Source organism: Neobacillus rhizosphaerae, from assembly GCF_937468385.1.
GTDB lineage: Bacteria > Bacillota > Bacilli > Bacillales > Cytobacillaceae > Neobacillus > Neobacillus rhizosphaerae.
The window spans coordinates 97,339-119,374 of the sequence record NZ_CALBWS010000007.1 but is presented as its reverse complement, the minus strand read 5'-3'; the positions used below and the strand labels follow the sequence as shown (position 1 = coordinate 119,374).

Annotated in this window: 26 protein-coding genes; 15 read left to right on the top strand and 11 right to left on the bottom strand. The window is 39.0% G+C overall.

What is annotated here, in order from left to right; genetic code table 11:
- Nucleotides 1–2: 2 nt before the first annotated feature.
- From M5A78_RS08195 to M5A78_RS08165, 8 genes are all read right to left on the bottom strand, one after another.
- Nucleotides 3–1,493, bottom strand: a complete 1,491-nt coding sequence (locus M5A78_RS08195) for a YfcC family protein (protein WP_248734796.1) — start codon at nt 1,491–1,493, stop codon at nt 3–5.
- A gap of 29 nt (nt 1,494–1,522) precedes the next feature.
- Nucleotides 1,523–2,878, bottom strand: a complete 1,356-nt coding sequence (locus tag M5A78_RS08190; protein WP_248734795.1) for a M20 family metallopeptidase — start codon at nt 2,876–2,878, stop codon at nt 1,523–1,525.
- Between the two features lie 230 nt (nt 2,879–3,108).
- Nucleotides 3,109–4,119, bottom strand: coding sequence for an ornithine carbamoyltransferase (argF, locus tag M5A78_RS08185; RefSeq protein WP_248734825.1), 1,011 nt, complete (start codon nt 4,117–4,119; stop codon nt 3,109–3,111).
- A 25-nt stretch (nt 4,120–4,144) separates the two neighbouring features.
- Nucleotides 4,145–5,431 carry an arginine deiminase gene (arcA, locus tag M5A78_RS08180; protein WP_248734794.1) on the bottom strand — a complete coding sequence of 429 codons (1,287 nt, stop codon included), beginning with the start codon at nt 5,429–5,431 and terminating at the stop codon, nt 4,145–4,147.
- Between the two features lie 299 nt (nt 5,432–5,730).
- A complete protein-coding gene (locus tag M5A78_RS08175) occupies nt 5,731–6,429 on the bottom strand; it encodes a Crp/Fnr family transcriptional regulator (protein ID WP_248734793.1) in 699 nt (232 codons plus the stop codon).
- Nucleotides 6,430–6,463: 34 nt separating this feature from the next.
- Entirely contained in the window at nt 6,464–6,916 is a 453-nt protein-coding gene (gene argR, locus M5A78_RS08170; RefSeq protein ID WP_248734792.1) for an arginine repressor, read from the bottom strand.
- Between the two features lie 185 nt (nt 6,917–7,101).
- On the bottom strand, nt 7,102–7,233 hold the full coding sequence (locus tag M5A78_RS24705) for a hypothetical protein (RefSeq protein ID WP_264760445.1): 132 nt from the start codon (nt 7,231–7,233) through the stop codon (nt 7,102–7,104).
- Entirely contained in the window at nt 7,211–7,537 is a 327-nt protein-coding gene (locus M5A78_RS08165; RefSeq protein ID WP_248734791.1) for a DUF192 domain-containing protein, read from the bottom strand. The genes M5A78_RS24705 and M5A78_RS08165 overlap by 23 nt, the downstream gene beginning before the upstream one ends.
- Before the next feature lie 240 nt (nt 7,538–7,777).
- Here M5A78_RS08165 and M5A78_RS08160 point away from each other — a divergent pair, with 240 nt between their 5' ends.
- The 10 genes from M5A78_RS08160 to M5A78_RS08115 all read left to right on the top strand — a co-directional run bounded on the left by M5A78_RS08160 (nt 7,778) and on the right by M5A78_RS08115 (nt 15,379).
- The gene (locus M5A78_RS08160) at nt 7,778–7,951 is read left to right on the top strand and encodes a Flp family type IVb pilin (protein WP_248734790.1); all 174 of its coding nucleotides are present in this window, start codon (nt 7,778–7,780) and stop codon (nt 7,949–7,951) included.
- Between the two features lie 78 nt (nt 7,952–8,029).
- Complete coding sequence (locus M5A78_RS08155; protein WP_248734789.1) at nt 8,030–8,542, top strand: A24 family peptidase; 513 nt, start codon at nt 8,030–8,032, stop codon at nt 8,540–8,542.
- Nucleotides 8,539–8,904 carry a TadE/TadG family type IV pilus assembly protein gene (locus tag M5A78_RS08150; protein ID WP_248734788.1) on the top strand — a complete coding sequence of 122 codons (366 nt, stop codon included), beginning with the start codon at nt 8,539–8,541 and terminating at the stop codon, nt 8,902–8,904. The genes M5A78_RS08155 and M5A78_RS08150 overlap by 4 nt, the downstream gene beginning before the upstream one ends.
- A gap of 1 nt (nt 8,905) precedes the next feature.
- Nucleotides 8,906–9,814 carry a Tad domain-containing protein gene (locus M5A78_RS08145; RefSeq protein WP_248734787.1) on the top strand — a complete coding sequence of 303 codons (909 nt, stop codon included), beginning with the start codon at nt 8,906–8,908 and terminating at the stop codon, nt 9,812–9,814.
- A 33-nt stretch (nt 9,815–9,847) separates the two neighbouring features.
- Nucleotides 9,848–10,471: a Flp pilus assembly protein CpaB gene (cpaB, locus tag M5A78_RS08140; protein ID WP_248734786.1), complete on the top strand. Its 624-nt coding sequence runs from the start codon at nt 9,848–9,850 to the stop codon at nt 10,469–10,471.
- Nucleotides 10,468–11,652 (top strand): AAA family ATPase, encoded by a 1,185-nt coding sequence (locus M5A78_RS08135; RefSeq protein WP_248734785.1) that lies wholly within the window; start codon nt 10,468–10,470, stop codon nt 11,650–11,652. Before cpaB ends, M5A78_RS08135 begins: the two co-directional genes overlap by 4 nt.
- 13 nt (nt 11,653–11,665) lie before the next feature.
- Nucleotides 11,666–13,012, top strand: coding sequence for a CpaF family protein (locus M5A78_RS08130; RefSeq protein WP_248734784.1), 1,347 nt, complete (start codon nt 11,666–11,668; stop codon nt 13,010–13,012).
- Nucleotides 13,009–13,971 (top strand): type II secretion system F family protein, encoded by a 963-nt coding sequence (locus tag M5A78_RS08125; RefSeq protein ID WP_248734783.1) that lies wholly within the window; start codon nt 13,009–13,011, stop codon nt 13,969–13,971. Before M5A78_RS08130 ends, M5A78_RS08125 begins: the two co-directional genes overlap by 4 nt.
- A 3-nt stretch (nt 13,972–13,974) precedes the next feature.
- A complete protein-coding gene (locus tag M5A78_RS08120; protein ID WP_248734782.1) occupies nt 13,975–14,907 on the top strand; it encodes a type II secretion system F family protein in 933 nt (310 codons plus the stop codon).
- A 133-nt stretch (nt 14,908–15,040) separates the two neighbouring features.
- Nucleotides 15,041–15,379: a helix-turn-helix domain-containing protein gene (locus M5A78_RS08115; protein WP_248734781.1), complete on the top strand. Its 339-nt coding sequence runs from the start codon at nt 15,041–15,043 to the stop codon at nt 15,377–15,379.
- Between the two features lie 72 nt (nt 15,380–15,451).
- On the opposite strand, the gene M5A78_RS08110 is transcribed toward M5A78_RS08115, so the two are convergent.
- Together M5A78_RS08110 and M5A78_RS08105 are read right to left on the bottom strand one after the other, a co-directional pair.
- Entirely contained in the window at nt 15,452–16,084 is a 633-nt protein-coding gene (locus M5A78_RS08110) for a DUF2085 domain-containing protein (protein ID WP_248734780.1), read from the bottom strand.
- Nucleotides 16,085–16,151: 67 nt separating this feature from the next.
- The gene (locus M5A78_RS08105; RefSeq protein WP_248734779.1) at nt 16,152–16,373 is read right to left on the bottom strand and encodes a hypothetical protein; all 222 of its coding nucleotides are present in this window, start codon (nt 16,371–16,373) and stop codon (nt 16,152–16,154) included.
- 338 nt (nt 16,374–16,711) lie between these two features.
- Between M5A78_RS08105 and M5A78_RS08100 the strand changes: the two genes are divergently transcribed.
- From M5A78_RS08100 to M5A78_RS08080, 5 genes are all read left to right on the top strand, one after another.
- Nucleotides 16,712–17,722 carry a polysaccharide deacetylase family protein gene (locus tag M5A78_RS08100; protein ID WP_248734778.1) on the top strand — a complete coding sequence of 337 codons (1,011 nt, stop codon included), beginning with the start codon at nt 16,712–16,714 and terminating at the stop codon, nt 17,720–17,722.
- A gap of 94 nt (nt 17,723–17,816) precedes the next feature.
- Nucleotides 17,817–18,818, top strand: coding sequence for an AI-2E family transporter (locus M5A78_RS08095; protein ID WP_248734824.1), 1,002 nt, complete (start codon nt 17,817–17,819; stop codon nt 18,816–18,818).
- Nucleotides 18,819–19,081: 263 nt separating this feature from the next.
- The gene (locus M5A78_RS08090) at nt 19,082–19,315 is read left to right on the top strand and encodes a group-specific protein (RefSeq protein ID WP_248734777.1); all 234 of its coding nucleotides are present in this window, start codon (nt 19,082–19,084) and stop codon (nt 19,313–19,315) included.
- A gap of 111 nt (nt 19,316–19,426) precedes the next feature.
- A complete protein-coding gene (locus tag M5A78_RS08085; RefSeq protein WP_248734776.1) occupies nt 19,427–20,401 on the top strand; it encodes a cation diffusion facilitator family transporter in 975 nt (324 codons plus the stop codon).
- Between the two features lie 81 nt (nt 20,402–20,482).
- Nucleotides 20,483–21,478: a DUF3231 family protein gene (locus tag M5A78_RS08080; protein ID WP_248734775.1), complete on the top strand. Its 996-nt coding sequence runs from the start codon at nt 20,483–20,485 to the stop codon at nt 21,476–21,478.
- A gap of 34 nt (nt 21,479–21,512) precedes the next feature.
- On the opposite strand, the gene M5A78_RS08075 is transcribed toward M5A78_RS08080, so the two are convergent.
- On the bottom strand, nt 21,513–22,025 hold the full coding sequence (locus M5A78_RS08075) for an acyl-CoA thioesterase (protein ID WP_248734774.1): 513 nt from the start codon (nt 22,023–22,025) through the stop codon (nt 21,513–21,515).
- Nucleotides 22,026–22,036 lie beyond the last annotated feature (11 nt).

Genomic DNA, 22,036 nt, shown 5'->3' with positions numbered 1-22,036 from the left:
TCTTAGCTTAACATTGCTGCCATGCTCATAATCACCATCACGATGATCGAAAGTGAAACAACTAATTTCCATACATGTTTAAGGTAGGTTCCGTATGGAATGCGGGCGATGGCAAGTGCCCCCATGATAACTGCACTTGTTGGAGTAACCAGATTCACGATCCCTGATGCACTTTGGTAAGCGGTAATCACTAAATCCCTGCCGATTCCAGCAAAGTCTGCTAAAGGTGCCATAATCGGCATCGAAAGCGTAGCTAGTCCTGATGTCGATGGAACTAGGAAGGATAATGGCAAGTAAAATAAGAAGGATAGATTGGTAAATAAGACGGAACCCATATTTTCTAACATTCCTTCTCCCCAGTGGAGTACAGTTGAGGTCATGCCGCCACCATCCATGACAACCGTGATACCACGCGAAATCCCAATGATGAGCGCGACGCCTAATAAATCACGCGCACCATTTACAAAGGTACTAGTAAACTCTGATTCTCTCATTTTGTAAATAAAGGCAATGATGATGGAAGAGGTTAAGAATAACATTGTTAGTTCACCGAACCACCAATCGCCGAGAGGCAACATGCCGCCTAATAATTTCCCGATGAACGGGATTTTTGCTACAGCTTTTGTCATATCTTCAAAAATAGTAATATTAAATTTATTTGCCCATGGAATAACTCCTAAAATCATCACGACGAAGGTTAAGCCAAACACCCAAAGGACAGCCTTATGACGCCCTGTAAATTTCACTTCATCTGTAGTTTGCGATAAAAAATGCTGTTCATTTTCTGCTTTCATATTAGCAATCATTGATTTAGAAGGGTCATCTTTTACTTTTTTGGCATAACGCATAACAAAGATAATCGTCACAATCAATGTCACAACGAGGATGATGAGACGAAGTCCGATTCCATCTCCAATGGAAACACCGGCAAATCCGGAGGCGATTCCTGTGGCAAATGGGTTCACCGTTGAACCTAAACAGCCAATCCCAGCACCGAGGGCGACAATCGATACAGCCGTTAACGCGTCATATCCTGCTGCAATCAATACAGGGATGAGGATCGGGTAGAAGGCGATTGTTTCTTCGGCCATCCCGTAGGTCGAGCCACCGATAGCAAAAAGGACCATTAGTATTGGGATCAGCCATTGCTCTCGGCCTTTTAATTTTCCAATGACACGGGCTATCCCGGCATCAATGGCACCCGTCTTCATGACAACGCCTAGGAACCCCCCGATAACAAGCACGAACAAGGCGATATCTTTTGCGTCAAAGAATCCATTGATTGGGGCATTTAATACTTCCCATAATCCTTGCGGGGTTTGTTTTTCTGGTGACAGCTGCTGATAGGATCCTGCAATAGGAATTTCTTGCTGTGTTGCTTTATCTACTTTTGTATCATAATGTCCACCTGGGATTACCCAGGTTAAGGCTGCAATCACGACAATAATCAAGAATAATAACGTATAAGCGGTAGGCATCTTCAACTTCTTCATAGGAATTCCCCCATAAAATTAGATATAATCTATCGGGTTAAATCATAAATTGTTTTCGCATAAATATGCATCGCCTTAAACATTTCAGCTAATTCAATGTGCTCATTTGGCTGATGCTCGGTCTTCGTTTGGTACGGAAAAACGGCTCCAAATGCTACAAAGTTGTCCATCGCTCTGGCGTAGGTAGCTCCACCCGATGAAATCGGCTCGGAAACGAGATCCCCTGTTACCTCTTGGTACACCTTCATTAACGTTTGAATTAAAAAATGATCTTTTGGCACATAGATGGATTTTAAATAATCGAATTCTTTGTATTCTAGGCCGTATTCCTTGGCGATTTGTGAGAGTGTATTGACAATCTCATGTTTATCAGCTGTCACAGGAATGCGAATATCAATCGATAATCTTTCGACTTCCTCATTTAACTCAATTTTTCCGACATTGAATTTCAATTTTCCTGATGCTTCATCTTCACACTCGCCAAAAATTTTCTCGGCAAACGGGTCTTCTTTGACCAAATCATTGACGAACTCGATGGTTTTAGAGGTATAACCAATTCGCTTCATTCCGATTAGCAGGCGATTTATCGCGTTGATTCCTTTTTCCGTTATCTGGGCATGTACCGCTTTTCCAAGGACAACCACTTCATCACGGGCTGTTTCATAAGCAAAACCCAACTCCTCTAAAGCGGTCTTTAATTCAGATTGCCTTTCACCGGCATATTTTGCGGTGTCAGGTACCGCATTAAAAGCATTGCCTGCTAGAAACCTTAGCTTTGTTTCGTTTTTTCCTTCTAATAGGAGCTGAAGTAGTCCTTTTTCGGCATAAACGAGCGGGAAGACGGAGTCCGGGGCAAAGCCCATGCTTGGGATTTCTTCGATTTCACAGTAGCGGTTCATGCAGCGCCACAGCGTTTCTTCGTCTGTGCCAAAAATAAACCGAATTCTTTTAGGAAAAGAAATTCCGAGATTCATTAACGCTTTGACGGCAAATAGGGCGGCGAGAGTCGGGCCTTTGTCATCCTGTGTTCCTCTACCGTACATTTTTCCGTCTTTTATCATTGCTAGAAAGGGAGGCGTTTCCCATTCTTCATTACTGCCTGCGGGAACAACATCAAGATGTCCAAGGACACCGATCATTTCGTCACCGGCACCGATTTCAGCATAACCGTAATAGCCTTCCGGATCATAATAGGTGCTGAAGCCGAGTTGCTTACAAATTTTTAGTGTCATTTTCAGGGCAAGGTCGATATTTTTACCAAAAGGGGTATCCCCCTCGGTTTCATTAATCACACTTGGGATTTCAACTAGCTTTGTTAACGCTTGATGAAAATCAGTTTCTATTTTTCGTAGCTCTGGAATTAAAGCTTCGGAGATGTTATCCATGATATTCCTCCAATCCTCAGTTTTTAAGCCATTTTTGTAAAAATAAAATGTTTTTCAACCTTATAGAATTCAGTTATCGGTGGAAAGTGGCACTCTAAATCGCCTTTCACTGATTTTTTCACGAATTCATGGACGATATCAGTGACTCCACCGGTCTATCAGCGAATCCAAATGAGAAGAAGGGAGGAGACGAGGCACTATGCTATCTCCGCTTCTCCCTCAGTAATCTGTTATTCTAAATGACCAAGTGTTGCAGCCATAACCGCTTTAATCGTGTGCATCCTATTTTCTGCTTGATCAAATACCTTTGAATGCTCGCTCCGGAATACTTCATCGGTTACTTCCATTTCAGCAAGGCCATGTTTGGCATAAATGTCCTTACCATAACTTGTCTCTTGGTCATGGAAAGCAGGGAGACAGTGTAGGAAGATCATCTTGTCGTTGCCTGTCTTTTTCACCATATCCATTGTGATTTGATAGGGTGATAGAAGGGCAATCCTTTCTGCAAACTTAGCTTCTTCACCCATGGATACCCAAACATCTGTATAAATGACGTCTGCACCGGCAACTCCTTCTTCGACATCAGCAGTAACCGTTACCCGCCCACCTGATTTTTCGGCTAGGCTTTGAGCGAGTTCGACGATTTCTGGAACAGGGAACAACGATTCAGGAGCACAGATACGAACATCCATCCCAACAAGGGCACCGCCAATGAGCAGACTATTGGCCACATTATTTCTACCATCGCCAACATAGACAAATTTAATTCCTTCCAAACGGCCAAAGGTTTCTTTCACCGTTAAGAAGTCAGCAAGTGTTTGCGTTGGATGCCATAAATCCGTCAATCCATTCCAAACCGGCACGCCTGAATGTGCTGCTAACATTTCTACTTTTTTGTGCTCAAAACCGCGGAATTCAATTCCGTCAAACATGCGGCCTAATACTTTTGCGGTATCCTCGATTGATTCTTTTTTACCGAGTTGAATGTCATCTTTTCCTAAATATTCAGGGTGTGCGCCTAGATCTATACAAGCAACAGTGAAGGCGCAGCGAGTGCGTGTCGAAGGTTTTTCAAAAAGTAACGCGATATTTTTGCCTTCAAGATGGCGGTGCGGAATGCCATGTTTTTTCTCATCCTTTAATTTCATTGCTAAATCAATAAGATAGACAAACTCTTCTTTTGAAAAATCTTTTTCGCAAAGAAAGCTCTTGCCATAAAATTTAGGTGCTGTGATTACCATTGTCATCTTTCTCCTTTTGATAAAATTATTTGTGTAAATCTTCACGAACAATTGGCATGCTCATGCAGCGAGGACCCCCACGGCCACGGGATAATTCCGAGCTTGAGATTTCAATTACCTCTATTCCGTTCTGACGCAATAATTCATTGGAAATATAGTTTCGGTCATAGGTGACAACGACTCCTGGTGCAATCGCTAATGTATTGGAACCATCATTCCATTGCTCACGAGAAGCAGCAATTTCATCGCCGCCGCCACAAGGAATTAACACAAGCTCGTCCAGATGTAAAACTTCTTTTAAAGCTTCCTGAAGATTGGTGCGGTGTGTGATGTTGACATGCTCATCATCGATACCTTTTTCAAGAATGTAGACATTCATATTGCCTTGTGGTCCTTGGATTTCAGGATGGATCGTAAATTTATCGTAATCTACCATTGTAAATACGGTATCAAGATGCATAAAGGCACGACATTTTGGAATTTCCACGGCCACTACTTTTTTAATCGTATCTTGTTTTTTGAATAGGTTTAGCGCCAGTTTTTCAATCGCACGGGCAGATGTCCGGGCGGAAACGCCAATTGCCACTACTTCATCACTAAGAATAAGTTCATCTCCGCCTTCAATTGAGAATCCAAAGTCACGGTCTAACCAGACAGGAACATCATGGCCGGCAAATCGCGGATGATGGTTAATGATGTATTGCATGAACAAGGATTCGCGCCTTCGTGCGGGTTCCCTCATCCTGTTAATCGATAGACCGTTTCCTATGCTTGCTGCCGGGTCTCGGGTAAAATATAGGTTTGGCATTGGATCCAAATAGAATGGATAGTGATCTTCCATTAATTCGTAAAGGTGAGATTTCTTCTCTGGTTCTATCTCTTTTTTAAGAATTCCGCTCATTACTTTGTCAACCATGTCAGCTGTAGAAAAAGATAAGAGATATTCTTTTAACACGTGGGCTGCTCCGTTGACATTTGCCTTGCTTTCTCGTAAAATATCATCAATAAATTGTTTTTTTATCTCTGGATTACTTAATGTTTCAACCACCAATTTTTCGAGGTATAGGACTTCTATGCCTCTATTTTTTAATGTCTCGGCGAAATAATCATGCTCTCGCTGGATAATCGGTAAATAAGGAATATCATCAAATAAAAGTCGCTGCAGAAATTCAGGCGTTAGATTTTCTACTTCTTTACCCGGCCGTTTTAGTAAAACCGTTCTTAAAGTACCGATTTCCGAGGTAACATGGATCGGGTGCTTTAATTTTTTTTGTGTTTCCCGCTGAGAAGTGATTTCTGCTATACTGCTCATTTCTTTTCCTCCTTTTTTTGAACAATCCTTGCTACACCCTCATTCTAAGTGATGTGAGTTCTTTCCTTTGTAATAGCGCTTACAAACAAAATGTAATAATCCTAACGTTTTTTTGTCGTTCATATAAATTCAGTTGTATAAATATGTATAATTTAATGCGAATCAGTCTTTTCAAAGGTAATAGCCTGAATAAACCTTGAATGTCATAATAAGTTCACAGATAAAGTTCTAAAATTAAGAAAATTATGGAGCTAAAGTAAAAGGCTGACCCGAAAACGGGGCCAGCCTCAATTATGTATTCATATTTCTTTAAAATAATCCGGTTGATGTATTCTCATTTTTTTGGATGTAACCGAGATAATCTTTTCTCTTTTTAACTGGTTAATAAGCAGACTAACCGTTTCCCTCGTTGTTCCAGAAAGCTTGGAAATGTGGGCAGCCGTAAGTGGACATGGGATAACAACCTCATTGTCATCCTTCACGCCGAGATCCTCCATTAAAAACTGAATCGAATGCAACACTCGTTCTTGGGCATGAGGAATGAGGATTCGTTGAACACGTTTCTGATGAAGGTCTAAAATATCTGATAGTTTAGTAATAATAGATAGTAACTGCTTTGGATTGGTTTTGAGTATCTCCTCTAAGATATGGGTTTGGACAAAGTACAAATGAACATCGGTAACGGCAATGGCCGTGTCGTGGTAAACCTTATCCTGAAAAATCCCGCCAGTGGGAAACATTTGATTTTTTTTAATAAAGTCTAAATAAAGCATACTGCCTTCTTCACTGCCACGTTCAAACATCACATACCCATCAAGCAAAAAAAAGAGTTTGTCGCGTGGGTCACCCTGCATAAACAGACATTGGTTCTTCTTGTAGCTGCGAAAATAAAAATAGGGAAGATATTTTTGCAATGTTTTTGCAGACAGGTAGGAAAATACATCGAATTGTTGTAAATCAGAAAGCACATCCATATTTATCACAGGTGAGTTGAGCATCGGAACCTCTCCTTTCGTGTGATCATTCTTGAACTTACTCTTGATATAAAGCTATTTGCTGCTTGATGCTGACAGCTTCTTCAGGGGAACGGCAAATAATTAAGCACGTATCGTTGCCGCAAATGGTTCCTGCTTTCCCACTTATCTCCATTGAATCCAAAAGAGCACCAAAAGCATGTGCATGTCCAGGTAGCGTCTTAATGATAACAAAGTAGTTAATGACCTCCATGCCGATAAGCGCATCTCTCAACTTATGCCTAAGCTTTTCAGAAATATAATGGTCCTGGTCGATTTTAAAACTATACTTCAGGCGGCCATCCTTGGAAGGGACCTTGATCAGCTTCAATTCGCGGATGTCTCTAGAGATGGTCGCCTGTGTTACTTGTAAGCCACTAGTATGAAGCCATTGCCCCAACTCTTCCTGCGTTTTTATCTCATGATCAGAGATAAGTCTTGAAATCATTTGCAATCTCATCTCTTTATTCATAGTCCATACTCACTTTCTTTAGATTTCCTCATCTACATCATATTGCCAAATACTCTCAATTGGTATGTACAAATGGTGAACATATTTTTAAAATAATAATTTGTTACTAATAATGAAAAAAGGGGTGAACACCAAAGTAATCCTTTGGAGTTCACCCCTTTTCCGTTTTTTTACATGTTATGATTTTATATAACTAGTGCGGATGCATAGGTTCCATATTTTGTTTTAACATCCCCGATTTCACCTGGTAATAATTCTTTAATAAACTTTGCTTGAATAACATTATTCCCTTTTTCAGCAATGAATAATACTTCCAATATGAATTCCAAACTGATTAATCGATCCTGCTGGAAGTTCTAGAGTGGAGTATGCAGACTTTACTGGTTTCGTCGCTCTCCAAGGCTGCAAATTATGATATACCTTTACAACCTCGTTTTGTTTGTTTAAAAGAACAACATCGATTGAGAAATTCATAAAAAACATATGCACTGAATTACATGGGATGATCCAAAGTCCCTCATTCTTAATTGGCTCCCTTCGAAACATCAACCCTTTTAATCGTGTAACAAAAGAATCTGCCATCTTAATTTCATAAGGAATAGTAATCGTTTTTTCCTTCATAAAAAAACTCCTTCCAACTATCTATTAATAGATTCATTATAATAAACAAAAAATTTTATATAAAGAACAAAAAACTAAGATAAAAGGAGTAAAATGGAGGAAAAAGGATAATAATACGTAAAAATCCGTTAAAACGAACAGAAATGAACGTTTTCAAATTTCATTGTTCGTTTTATATTTAATACAAGTTCTGAATAAAGAACGAAGCGAAAATAAAATAGTTTTGTAGGAGGAGAAAAAATGTTAGAAAAAATGAAGAATCTATTAGTTGAAGAAGAAGGACAAGGACTATCAGAATATGGATTAATTTTAGCTGGAGTTGTAGTAATTGCTGTTGCTGCAGTAGTAACATTAAGTGACTCACTAGAAACTTTATGGACAAAGATTAGTACTGCACTAAACTCCGCTCTTTAATTATTTGAATTCTTTGTATTAGGGGCCCTGCTTATTACAAGTAGGGCTTTCCTTCTATTAGACAAGAGAGGTAGAGGTATGATAAGTAACTTTGTACTCATAACAGCATTACTGATTTCATTAATAACAGATATTAAAAAGAGGAAAATATTAAACATAGTAACAATACCAGCAATTCTATTTGGATTTATTTATTATACAACTTATCAAGGTTTAGAAGGCTTTCTTTTTAGCGGGAAGGGCTTTTTACTGGGATTATCGCTTTTGCTGATTCCTTATTTATTAGGAGGAATGGGGGCTGGTGATGTTAAGCTTATGGCGGCAATCGGTGCTTTAATGGGAACGAGTTTTGTTTTATATTCATTTGTTTATATAGCTCTAATTGGGGGATTAATCTCTGTTGTCTTGATTATGAAAAAAAATGGAATCAAAAATTCCTTAAGATTGTACTTTTTTCAAATTATTTTCTTAAGGGGCAATTTCGGAACTATATTAATTAATAAAGATAAAAGTTCAAGCATATCATTTCCTTACGGAGTAGCAATTGTTGCAGGTACATTATGTACTTTTGTTTGGGGGAGTTTTTTATGAAATCGGAAAAAGGACAATCCTTGGTTGAGTTTGCACTTATCGTTCCGGTACTAGTATTCCTTCTACTTGGAATAATGGACTTTGCACGGATTTTCCATGCCTATTTAACAATTGACCATGCGGGAAGAGAAGCGGCCCGGGCAGCAAGTATAGGTAAAGATGCAGCTACAATTACAAATATAGCTGTGGATCAAGGAGCGAGTATAGGTCTAAAAACTACAAATGTAACTGTTTCTACCGGATCATCAGGAACGAATGCAAAAATAACGATTCATTATCCAATAACTTTTCTTACACCAATGATAGGTAACATAGTAGGTCCATTAAATTTGAAAGATACCACGGTTATGAGGGTTGAATAATATGAAAAAATTAATTGTGAAATTTCGTGATGAAAGTGGTGGAGTATTAGCATACGTTGCCATATTTATGGTGGTATTACTTGGTTTTACAGCTGTAGTAATTGATGGTGGGAGATTATTTACGGAGAAAAGCAAACTGCAAAAGGCTTTAGATTCTTCAGTTCTAGCAGGTGCGCAAGGGTTACGTACCAGTGAAGCCAGGGCCAGAGAAATTGCAAAAGATGTTTCTGAAAAAAATGGTTTTAAAGTATCCGAGAGTGAACTTACCTTTACAAGTAATTCAATAAAAGCGACTAAACAAGTAAGCGTTCCTATGACTTTTGCAAAAGTAATTGGGATAAATAACACAACAATTAGCGCAACAGCAAAAGCAAAAATAGCTCCGTTGTCAAAAGCGAGTGGGATTGCTCCTATTGTAATCGAAAAAAGTAAAATTCCAAATGATACCGTATTGAATTGTGGAGAAACAAATCCAGGGACACTTACAGGCAACTGTGGATATCTTAAATCTAGTGGCAATCTTAGAGATGCATTTGAAAATGGAGCGACCTACGAAGCTGGGAAAACAGCTTTTACAGACCCTGGGGGAAGTGTTGGTCAGGTAAGGGATGCTATTGAATATTTAATAGATAGTGATGCCAATAAGCCTCATTGTCAAAGTGCGAGCACTGCAGATAATCAATGTAAAAGAGTTATAACTGTAGCCGTCATTGAAGAATGGAAAGATATTAATGGTAAGGAAGTAACTGGTAAAAGCGAAGTGAAAATTATTGAATTTGCAGCTTATTGGATTGAAAAGTATGAAAACAAAACGCTATATGGACAATTTATTCGTATGACTTCACCTGGGGAAATCGGTAACGGTACAGGATCTGAATATAGCTTATACGGCGTCAAGCTTGTTGAGTAAACGCATGTTTTGATGGAAATGTTGGAGGGAACTATGAATACAAAAAAAATCTGGATTATTTCATTAATATTGGGATTGGTGGTAGCAGGTTTTGCCTACATAACTATTTTTGCAAAAGAAAAACCTTCCACCCCTGCAAGTGCGACGATTACCGAGAACAATGCAAAAACTAAGAATAAAAAGTCTCCTGAGGAAATCGAAAAAGAGAAACAGGCTGAAAAAGAAAAAGCACTTGTAAGAGAGTTCATCAATCCAATTGTCGATCTCAGCAAAGGGAAACGGGCTATTTCGCTTAGAGTTAATTTAGAGCAAGGTGTTTCTGGGTATATTGCCCCGAATTCGTTGGTTGATGTGATTGCTTATGAAACGACGAAAGAGGATAAGACTGGAAAAGAGTATAAATCTGCGGTAATTGTTCTTGAAAAAGTGAAGGTGCTAACCTCAGGTAAATCATCTGACAACAAAGAAGCGGCACTTCTCTATGAAACAGTTACATTAGAAGTTACGCCGGAAGAAGGAGTCATGCTTGGTCTCGCATCCAAAGATAAAGATGGGTTCTACCTAATGCTTAGAAATTCAGATGATAAAGAAACCGGAAAAGCTGGGTTAAAGCAAACAAGAGAGGTAATCAAAGAGGGGGCTGCTGAGAAGAAATGAACATAAACTGGGTTTATTTTTCAGATACGAATTTTCCTCCCGGAGAAATTAAAAATTATTTAGAAAAACAGCAATTTCATTTAACTTCAACGAATGAGATTAACAGGTTGCACTCTCTATTACCTGGGAATAATCAGACGGTGTTATTTTTAAAAGCGCATACGCTGTTTAACGTCTATAATCTGTGCCAAGAAATCTCCGCGCTTTATCCACAGGTTTATATTGTATTAATTGTTGCTGATAACATGGAAAATTTAAAAAAGGCGATGCTGATGGGGGCATCTGATACTCTACGATCTTCTTATCATCTTGAAGAGCTTTCTGAAGCTGTTGCTCATGCGAAGAAATTCATGCAGCACCGGGCAAGTATGGAACATAATGTTCTCAATCGAGTTAAAGAGAATAGTAGGGTTATTGCCGTTACTAGTCCAAAGGGCGGTGTGGGCAGGACGCTGTTAACGGTTAACCTCGCAGTGGCATTCGCCAGAATGGGGAAGAAGGTCGCTGTTATTGATGGTAATCTCCAATTTGGCGAAGTGGCTATCTACTATAATATGAAACCAAAGAGAACGATTTATGAGTGGGTAAAGGAAGGATATGGGCACGCCAATTATTCCATCAGCCAATATATGACCCTTGTTGATGGAGAAGTATCTGTTCTTGCCGCTCCGCCCCGCCCGGAATTCTTTGAAGGCATATCAGAAAAACATATCAAAGAGGCAATCGAAGAGGCTAAGAAATTATTTGACATTGTCTTAATTGATATGCAGGTATATCTATCTGAGATTCATCTGCGATTCCTGGATTTGGCAGATGAGATTTTGCTACTCACAGTTAATGAAATATCAGTCCTTAGGTTAAGCCAGCTCTATCTAGAAACTTTAGAGTCTATTAAGTTAAAGGATAAAGTAAAACTAATTTTGAACCGACAAATAAAAAGCCAAGAACTTGATCAAAAAAAAATCGAGGAAATTCTTGGAGTAGATGTCTATTGCACCTTGCCAGAACAAGCAAATGTGGCATCATCCTCCATCAAAGCAGGGCAGCCATTTATGCTCTCGAACTCACGGAGCCATCTCGGGAAGGCAGTTTGGAAGCTATCTGAGAAGCTTTTTGTTCAAAAAAGTGAAGAGACAACGGAGATGAAGAAAGATAAAAAATGGTTTCAGGTAGGAAAGTGAGGCGGGGAGGAAAATGTCATTATTTAAACGCTATATAGAAGGAGCAACGGATACTCCCACCAACGATATACAAGAGTTCCCTGTTCCGAAAAAGTCTCAGGAATTTTGGAATCTTGAAGCCGAGCTTCACAATCACTTATTAGAAGAATTGAAAAAATATCCAGGACAGAACAAAGAAGCGGAAAAAAGCAAAATAGAGGAATTGGGAGCAGCGTTTTTTGACCAAGAGGGCAGGAGGCTTACGTTTGAAGAAAAGCAAGAAATCTTGCATTACGTAAAGGATGAGCTTCTGGCCTATGGGCCGATTACCCCATTGCTAGAAAACCCATTAATAAGTGAGGTCATGGTCAATAATTATGATGAAGTTTATTATGAGAAAAATGGTAAGATTTATCGGAGTAATGTGAATTTTATTGATAACCAGCATGTTATGCGTGTCATCGAGCGAATCGTCTCACCAATAGGTCGTCGTATTGATGAAAGCTCACCAATGGTGGATGCCCGTCTGCCAGATGGCTCACGTGTGAATGCCATCATTCCTCCACTTGCATTAAAAGGACCGTGTTTAACGATTCGTAAATTCTCCGAAACCCCGTTTTCGATAAAAGATTTAATTCATTTTGGAACCTTAACTAACGATATGGCGGAATTTCTTGAGATTTGTGTTAAATCCAGACTCAATATCTTTATTAGCGGGGGAACAGGTTCAGGAAAAACCTCTACGTTAAATGTATTATCATCGTTCATTCCAAATGAAGATCGGATTGTTACGATTGAGGATGCTGCCGAGCTTAAGCTTAATCAGGAACATATCATTGCGCTTGAATCACGGCCGCCGAATATCGAAGGAAAAGGGCAAATTACGATACGAGATTTAGTGCGGAACGCTCTCCGGATGCGTCCTGATCGAATTGTTGTCGGGGAGGTTCGTGGCTCCGAGGCATTGGATATGCTCCAAGCCATGAATACTGGACACGACGGAGGTTTAAGTACCGGACATGCTAACTCTCCTCGAGATATTCTTTCCCGGTTGGAAACAATGGTGTTAATGGCAGGCTTCGAGCTTCCAGTAAAGGCAATCCGCGAGCAAATCGCCAATGCTATCGATTTAATTGTTCACCAAGCAAGGATGAAGGATGGAACGAGAAAAATCACTTATATAACTGAAGTGTTAGGCTTAGAAGGTGAAACAATCGTTCTCCAGGATCTTTATGTCTATAAAGAAACAGGCTTTTCTCATGATGGACGAATTGACGGAAGATTTACGAGTACAGGTATTCGTCCAAAGTTCTCTGAGTTGCTTGAAGTGAATGGATACAAATTGCCGGCTTCATGGTTTGTTGGAGAGTGGTTAAAATGAAAATAGTGATTGAATTGCTCATTTTATTTAGTGTCGTTAGTGTTTTGAGTTTTTTCTTTTTAAGTGGATATTCCCATAAGAGAAGGATGAATAACCGGATTAAAGAATTTTTACCGTCTCCGCATTTGGAGGAAGCGGCAAATGAGCAAGAAGAAAGACCTTCTTTTTTTAAGCGTTTTTTCCTGTCCGTTGCCACTATTTTTAAAAATGTGCAATTTAGTGAAAGTACGGAGAAAATATTGTTAGAGGCTAGAAGTAATTTAAAGCCAGAGGAGTTCTTTGCCCTTAGAATTCTAGCCGCTGCAGGTAGTGGAATCATTACGGCCTTAATCGGACAGCCTTGGTATATTATTACAATTGTCATCATCATTGGATTCATCTTACCGAAAAATTTTATGAAACGAAAAAGAAGAATTCGGTTAGCAAGGGTTAACGATCAGTTGATTGAAGTATTGGGAACGATGGCCAATTCGATGAGGGCAGGCTTCAGCTTCATGCAAGCGATGCAGCTTGTCGGGAAGGAAATACCCGACCCGCTTGGACCAGAATTTGAACGTGTTGTTCGACAGGCAGGTTTGGGGGTGTCTGTCGATGATGTTTTTGAAGAATTAGTTGAACGCTTGCCGAATAAAGAGCTGGATGTAGTCGTACAAGCGATCCTTGCCCAAAGGAAAAGTGGCGGAAATTTAGCTGAACTTCTGGAGACAATGGAAGAAACCATCAGAGGCAGGGTGAGAATTTTAGGAGAATTGAAAACTTTGACAGCACAAGGAAGGATGTCAACTTGGATTATTACCTTGCTACCAGTCGCTTTAGCTTTATATTTAGCACTGGTAGACTGGGAATATTTCTCTCCTATGTTTCAGCACCCATTAGGATGGATGATGATTTTTGTAGGGGTCACCTCGAATATTATTGGCTGGGTATTAATCCGAAAAATCATCCGAATTGAGGTGTAAAAAATGCTGGATTGGATATTAATATTTTTGTTAGCTGGGTTTTTGACTTACTTGTTTGCGGGAATTATGTTAACCGTTTTTAAACGGCAAATTGCCTTCAATGATCGGGTAAATATGTATTTTGCTGAACCACTGAAAAAACAAAAAGAGGATCCTTTAAATGAAGGTAATGAAAGAGGATTAAAGAAGGTTATCGATTTTTACTGGAATAAAGGAACCGATGCGTTAAATAAACGGGTTTCGAAGGTGGAAAGAAAAAGGTTAGACACACTGCTACGTGATGCAGGCTACCCTTTTAAGTCAGCAATTGACTTCAGGCTGTTCCAAATTGTTCTAAGCATTGGATTTAGCGTGCCAATCTTTCTGCTTATTTTGCCTGCGTCAGATAACAAAATGTTAACCTGGGTGATGATTTTTACGATGGCGTTATTGGGTTTCCGACTTCCAGTGTTTTATCTTGGAAAAAAGAAAACAGCAAGAATAAAAGCGATTAACGTATCAATGCCGGACTTTTTTGATACCGTCAACCTTTTGCTTGAGGCCGGGATGGGACTAGATTTGGCGTTAGCAGAGGTTTCGCAAAAAATTAAAGGTCCTCTTGCCGATGAGTTTATTCAAACATTAGAGGATATGAAGCTTGGTAAATCGAGAAGAGAGGCCTTTTATGATTTGCGGAAGCGTGTTCCTTCAGATTCGTTTCAAAGTATCATCACCTCGCTAATTCAGGCAGACCAGCTTGGAATTGGGATGGCAAAGGTGTTGGGCAATCTGACAGTCCGAGTTCGTGAACAGCGTCGTGAGGCTGCAAGGGAGCAGGCGATGAAGGCACCGGTGAAAATGCTGTTTCCAATGGTATTCTTTATCTTTCCCTCGTTATTTATTGTTATTTTAGGTCCCTTGGTGATTCTGTTGGTTACAAAGGGGCTTGGTGGTTAAATAACAGTACAATAATTATTCTTGATTTTTTAGGAGATGAATATTTAATAATTTTGAGTCACAATGGATAGTGGATTGTCGGTACTGAAATTTCATTTGGTAACAGATGTGTCTGAACAAAAGGAGAGATACGATGGATGGTAATAAACTTAAAAGGTCGCGGACTGAAAAAGGGTATTCATTAACAAGGTTAAGTGAGTTGACAGGTATTTCGAAGTCATATTTAAGTTTAATTGAAAGGGATATTCAAACGAATCCCAGTTTAGACATATTAGAAAAAATAGCAAAATCATTAAATGTGGATGTCGAATATTTTGTTAAAAGTGAAAAAAGAGACTCTAATCTGTCATTTAATGAGAAACATCCAGTAAAGAGTATTATAAAATTTGAAATCGAGTTATCTGAGCAGCAACTAAACCCTCATAAGTTAAAACAAATAAAAGATTTAATAAATGCCATTAATACAGACTAATAAATTTTTTTAAGAGATCAGTTTGCTTAACGAAAATTGTTCTCTTTTTTTTTCTTGGAAAGAACAGCCTACTCATGAAATTACTAAGCTGTGTAGCAAGGAAAGGAAAGAAAGAAACGCTAAACCGCCAAAAATGGATAAGGCCGACTTCAAACGGGTGTTGCGAACCTGCGAGAATAGAAACGAACTACACAAGCTAAACCAGACAATCAGAGTCAAAATAATTAAACTATCAATAATCCAATAAGAGAGCTTTCCCCAATAAATTATTCCAGCTAATATACTGCTTTGAAGTAGCGGCACCATCACATCCTTGCTATGCTTCACAGCTGGCTCGCTCATATTCTCGAGAGCCTTATCTGAAAGCAGCGGATAAAGAAAATAAGGAAGTACAAAACCAAAGCAGATGCCGGTTATCAATCTCCTCACATTCGTACTTTCAAACCAATGTGCATAGGAGCCTAATCCGTCAATCATCAACGGTACCATACATAATAGAAGAAAGAAGCTTATTTTTATCGAAGGGATTGTAAGTTTTGACCTTCGTTTAAACAGATGTAGATAAGCCAGCGTTGAGAAAATACCGATATAGATGCCTGTATCCCTGGCACAAACGGAAAGTGTATTGCCTGATGCCTGGAGTGATCGTTCCTCTATTTGGTGGCAAATTGCTCTTCCGAAGAAATGTAATATTCCTTGTATCAACAATGATCACTCCTATTAGAAATAACCCAATCCTGGTGTAATGAGTTGGGTTATTCTTCGTTTCTAATTAATACCCCGACAAAAACGCTGGCCCAATCGAAAACACCGAAGCAGCAAACCAGCAGATACAGCTTAGAACAATAGAGACAATACCAACAATTAAACAGGTTTTCCCGATTGCTTTCTTTTCTAGATCCTGATCATTCATCCAAATAATTCCCAAAATAATTCCAACAACAGGAATAAAAAATGATACAATGTAAAGCAGAGCTTTTAGCCCACCTGACACGAAATCACCTCCATCGCGAATAATCAGAAGAATCCAACCTTATCGGAAAATCTTGTTCAATGATATGTATGTCAGTGTCGTACAAAATTTGCCTGTCTCTCTTTTGTAAATTTATGATTATATTTCACCCGTTATTTCCATTTTTAAGTTATTATGGATATTAGAGATACTCATGAAAAAAGCTAAATATAGAATGGACGACATTCTTAGCTATATTTCTACTATCCTCACTAATTTTTTAATAGAATTGTAATATTTTTAATAGAATAGAAACATTTCGTGCGAAGTTTCGTCTATAATAAAGTAAGAAAAAAAACCATCAAAGAGGGATAGGAATCATGGGGTATCTTAAAGGCGGTTGGAGAAGAGGAACATTAATTGTCATTATTGCGATTGGGTTCTTGTTTGCAGGGATATTTGTAAGTAATTATTTTCAAGCAAAAGCTGTAGGCGAATCTAGTAATCACCCAAAAAATGAACATATTAATCGGGCGATTGCTAAAGGTCCAGCACCAGAATCGATTGTAAGCAACACAAAGGATGCAATGTTTGAAAAAGAATGGATTCAAAAGCAACAAGATAAAGAGATAATTTGGAGAAATAAGCAAGACCAAGTGCCAGAAACTACTACTCCTGAGACTGAAGTGGCACAACCTGTCACAAAGGAAACAGGAACTCCTCAAACACCGACAAAGGAATCCAATGCAACTCAGCCAGAGCAAAATAATACACCACCAGAGGGAAACCATAAGACAGTTTATTTAACATTTGATGATGGCCCCGCAACATTTTCCGGTGAAATCATTGCACTTCTAGAAAAATACCATTACAAGGCAACATTCTTTATGATTGACGGGAATATCAGGAGTTATCCTAATTCGGTAAAATTGATGGTTTCAAGCGGAGAGACGGTTGGCCTTCATAGCGTATCACATAATGTGAAAAAGTTTTATGCATCTGCCGATTCTGTTATCTCGGAATTAACCCAAAACCGGAATACATTAAAGGAAATCTCTGGTATCGATTCTTATATCATGAGAACCCCATACGGCAGCATTCCGCATATGTCTGCGGAATATCGCAAAGCAGTTAATGATAATGGGTATTTAATGTGGGATTGGAATATTGACAGTAAAGACTGGTATTATAAAGATGCACGGTATGTCAATAGCGTCATTGAGCAGTTAAATCGAATGGCCAACCATAATGGACCAATCGTCATCCTTTTACACGAAAGAAAGGAAACACTTGCCCACTTGCCTGCGTTGCTTGACTATTTAAGTAAACAGGGCTTTGAATGTAAAGCCATCGACAGCTCCATGACACCTTACCAATTTAGTGTAAGATAGCTTTTAAAAGGACAAAATACGTGCCGATTTGATATAATAAATCTACGATTAACAGATGATTCACAGTAAAAATGATGGGGTTCGATAATTGCCAATGATAAATAAACTTTTGCACAGCAGTAGTTTCAAGAGAATATCCATTTTTGTCGTCATTGCACTCGCTATTTATGCGATGAAAAGCATGATTAATTTAATTTTATTGACGTTCATTTTTGCCTTTTTAATGGACCGGTTAGTCCAATTCATTGAAGGTAAAATACCTCTGAACCGTAAGCTCATTGTCGTCATTTCCTATGCATGTATTGTTGGACTGCTTTCATATGGCTTGATTATGTATTTGCCGATGATTGTCGGTGAAATTACCGCTTTGATAAAGCAACTGACTACTTTTTATACAGCAAAGCATGATAATGCTGTGTTAAATTATATCGTTAAACGAATTGAAGAAATAAAAATTTCCAGTTATTTAGAACAAGGTTTTACCTTTTTATTAAAATATTTTACCGATATTAGTAAAATTGGGCTGCAAACATTATTAGCCCTGTTACTAAGTCTGTTCTTCTTGTTGGAAAAACCACGTTTAATTGAATTCACGAAGAAATTTAAAACGAGTAAAGTTGCTTCAATTTATGTTGAAATTGAATTCTTTGCCAAAAAATTCGTCAGCACGTTTGGTAAAGTGATTGAGGCACAATTAATAATTGCTGTTGTGAACTGTGTTTTAACAACGATTTCCTTGTGGATACTGAACTTCCCACAGCTGGGCGGTTTATCGATTATGATTTTCATTTTGGGACTGATTCCTGTTGCCGGTGTGATTATTTCCTTAATACCACTGGTGATTATCGCCTATAGTATTGGTGGAATGATAAAGGTTCTGTATATCGCGATTGCGATTGCCATCATTCATGGAATCGAGGCATATATTTTAAACCCAAATCTGATGAGTTCTAAAACAAATTTGCCTGTGTTTTATACGTTTATTGTGTTGATTTTCTCTGAGCATTTCTTTGGTGTCTGGGGGCTAATTATTGGGATTCCAGTATTTGTTTTCTTATTGGATGTCTTAGAGGTAACAGAGAGTAAAAAGGTTTAACCAAAAAGCCCATTTAGGGCTTTTTGTAATATAAAAATTGATAACATTGGACTTCGAGAAATGTCCAGCTCCAGGCGCCATCGGCTAGTGTACTTCGCTCTTCTCCTACGATAAGTCAACATCGGTTCGCTCCGCTCACCGTGTTTCCTTTATCTCAGTCGAAGCGCTCCAGTCCATACGCCGATAGGCGGGCGCCTTGCGCTTTTCTTATTTTAGCTGAAATCTGTTATGCTATCGGTATACATAGACAAGGAGGAGTATCCATGAGCGAATGTAAGATTAATCATTCACAGGAAGATGTTAAAAGTAAATATGAATCGCAGACAGCCTTTTTTCCAGAGGAAATGAAGCCATTATTTGATCAGTTTTTTGCCAAAGAGCATACACAGGAAATCTTAAATGAAGTCTTTCATTTATTGAAAAAATATGATTTGGCCACTGAGGAAGAAAAAAGTGAACGAACAAACCGGTTAAATATGGTGCTGAATAACCTGTAAATAGACCAGACCCCCGACTCTCAGGCACGGGGGTTTATCTTATTTTTAAGAAATAGGGTAGTTTAGAAAATATCAATGACTGCTTATTTTAATAACAGAAAAGAGGATACGATGGGAGAAATACTACGGCTTTTAAAACGCGGCAATAAATCGGCGATGCTCGCCGCAATTATTAATTCGATTATTTCAATTATTAAAGGTGTGGCCTTTATGTATACAGGCAATGTCGCCATGTTTGCGGAAACGATGCACAGTCTTGGCGATGCAGCAAATCAGTTTTTTGTGTTTGTCGGTTCTGCCTTAAGTAAAAAGGCACCGACGGAAAAATTCCCAAATGGGTTTGGCCGCTTAGTTAACCTTGTTCTTTTAGGGGCTGTGTTAATCGTCGGTATTATGGCGTTTGAAACGATTCGTGAAGGCTGGCATCATGTTGTCCATCCGACCGCATCCGACGGTTTTATCATCAATATCCTTGTATTAGGGATTTCCACGATCCTTGAATCCTTAGTGCTTTTTAAAGCAATGAAAGAAATATTGCATGATCTCGAAATAGAGGCAAGCGGCCCTAATGTGTTTGTTAAAAGCTTTGCTAATCTAGGAAGAGCGAAACCGGCAACGAAGCTTGTCTTCATGGAAGACCTCGTGGCAACGATTGGCGGTTTGGTAGCGATTATTGCCGTGGTTATTTCCTATTTCACGAAGTTCCATCAACTAGAAGGAATCGCCTCGATACTGATTGGTGCCATGATGTTTTTTGTCGTTGGCAAGGTCTTTTTGGACAATGCCGCAGGAGTTATTGGACAAGCTGATGAAGAAATGGAAGATAAGATTGGTGCTCTTGTTATGGCCGATCCAGATGTTTTGGATATTCAAGGAATTACCGTAATTAAAGAGGGTGAGGACCTGCATGTTGAAGTGGAGATTGAGGTAGATCCTAAAATGACAGTAGCAGCGGCCGATGATATTAAAGACCGATTAGAGGAAAAAATATTGGCAGAAAAAGGCGTCGTCGATGTCACGATTGAGTTTGATGAAGAAGATGGTGTAATGACTTGGCGGCCCAGTAATGAATCAACTAAGGAATAGGTAAGGTCTTGGGAAGGACGAATAAAAAAGCTTGTCGATTGGGAATCTATTCGTAAAGTACTTTTTTAGGAGGACTGCAAAATGGGTGGGCATAGCATAAGGTTAACCAGTTCGGAAATCGGCGGATTATGGGCTGCCTACCTTCAGGAGAATATGGCTGTTTGTTTATTAACCTATTTCCTGCATCACAATCAAGATGAACAAATAAAGGGAATTTTGCAGAAAGCCTATGAGATATCTAAAGGACATGTTGCCCAGATTACGAGTATTTTTAAGGATGAGGGTATCCCTATACCCGATGGGTTCTCGGAAAAAGACTTAAATTTGACAGCACCGCCATTATTTTATGATATGTTTGGTTTAAGCTTTGTCTACTCTATGAGCAGAATGGGCATGGTTAACACTAGTTTTATTACAGTGAATACAGCCCGTAAAGATGTGATGGATTTTTTTGTGACGATGCTCCAACAAACGACGATGTTATATCAGCAAGCAACAACCTTAATGCTTGAGAAGGGAGTCTATGACCGGCCGCCATTGATTCCCTATCCGGATCAAGTTGAGTATGTTGAAAAACCATCCTATATTAGTGGATTTTGGAAAAAAAGACCGTTAAATGTAGCTGAAATTACGGAAGTCTTTTTTAACACTGAGCGGAATTATTTTTCAATCTTACTATGTATGGGCTTACTTCAAGTAGTCAAGGATAAAGAAATTCATGATTATATCGCTGAAGGTAAGAAAATTTCTGAAAAACAAATTAACACCTTTAATGATATCCTTATGAGGGAGGAGCTGTTAGGGAACGTGTGTGTCAGTTTGGATGTAACGGATTCAACGGTCTCACCGTTTTCAAATCGGCTTATTGTTACATTGTTCCACTCCTTGAACAGCATTGATGTTACTTTAATAGGACATGCGTTGTCATTGTCAATGCGAACGGATTTAGCTGTTTATTATGAAAAGTACATCCTTGAAATTTTACTTTATTCCGCCAAGGGCTTTGAGATGATGGTGGAGCGCGGTTGGATGCTAAAGCCACCGCATGCTCCAGATAGAAGAAAACTTCAGAATTAATAGGGAAAGGTTCGCTAATTCAGCGAACCTTTTCTTATTCCCATGGTTTACTCGTGGTAAAATAACTCGCCAATTCTTTACTGTTTTTCCTGTGCTGTTTCCGCTTTTCGGCCCGTTCGTGTCCAGTTTCATAAAGCTTTTTTTCCTCTTCCGTTTCCGGAATAATCTTAGGGACTGCAGTAGGTTTCCCATTGTCATCTAGGGCAACAAAGGTCAAAAAAGCAGTTGCAGCAATTTTTCGATCACCAGAAATGAGATTTTCGGCAATAATTTTTACAAACACTTCTATGGAAGAGGTGCCGGTCCAAGTAACGAAGGATTCGAAACAGACGGAATCCTTTGGTGTAATCGGGCTAAGAAAATCAACCGAGTCAGTCGATGCGGTGACACACTCCCTCCGGCAATGCCTGGTCGCCGAAATAGAGGCAAGCATGTCAACATCACTCATCAGCTTTCCGCCAAACAATGTATGATGGTTATTGACATCGTTAGGAAAAATCCTGCTGGTTCTCACTACTCTTGATTCATTACAAGTTTTTGCTTCCATCAAAATCCCTC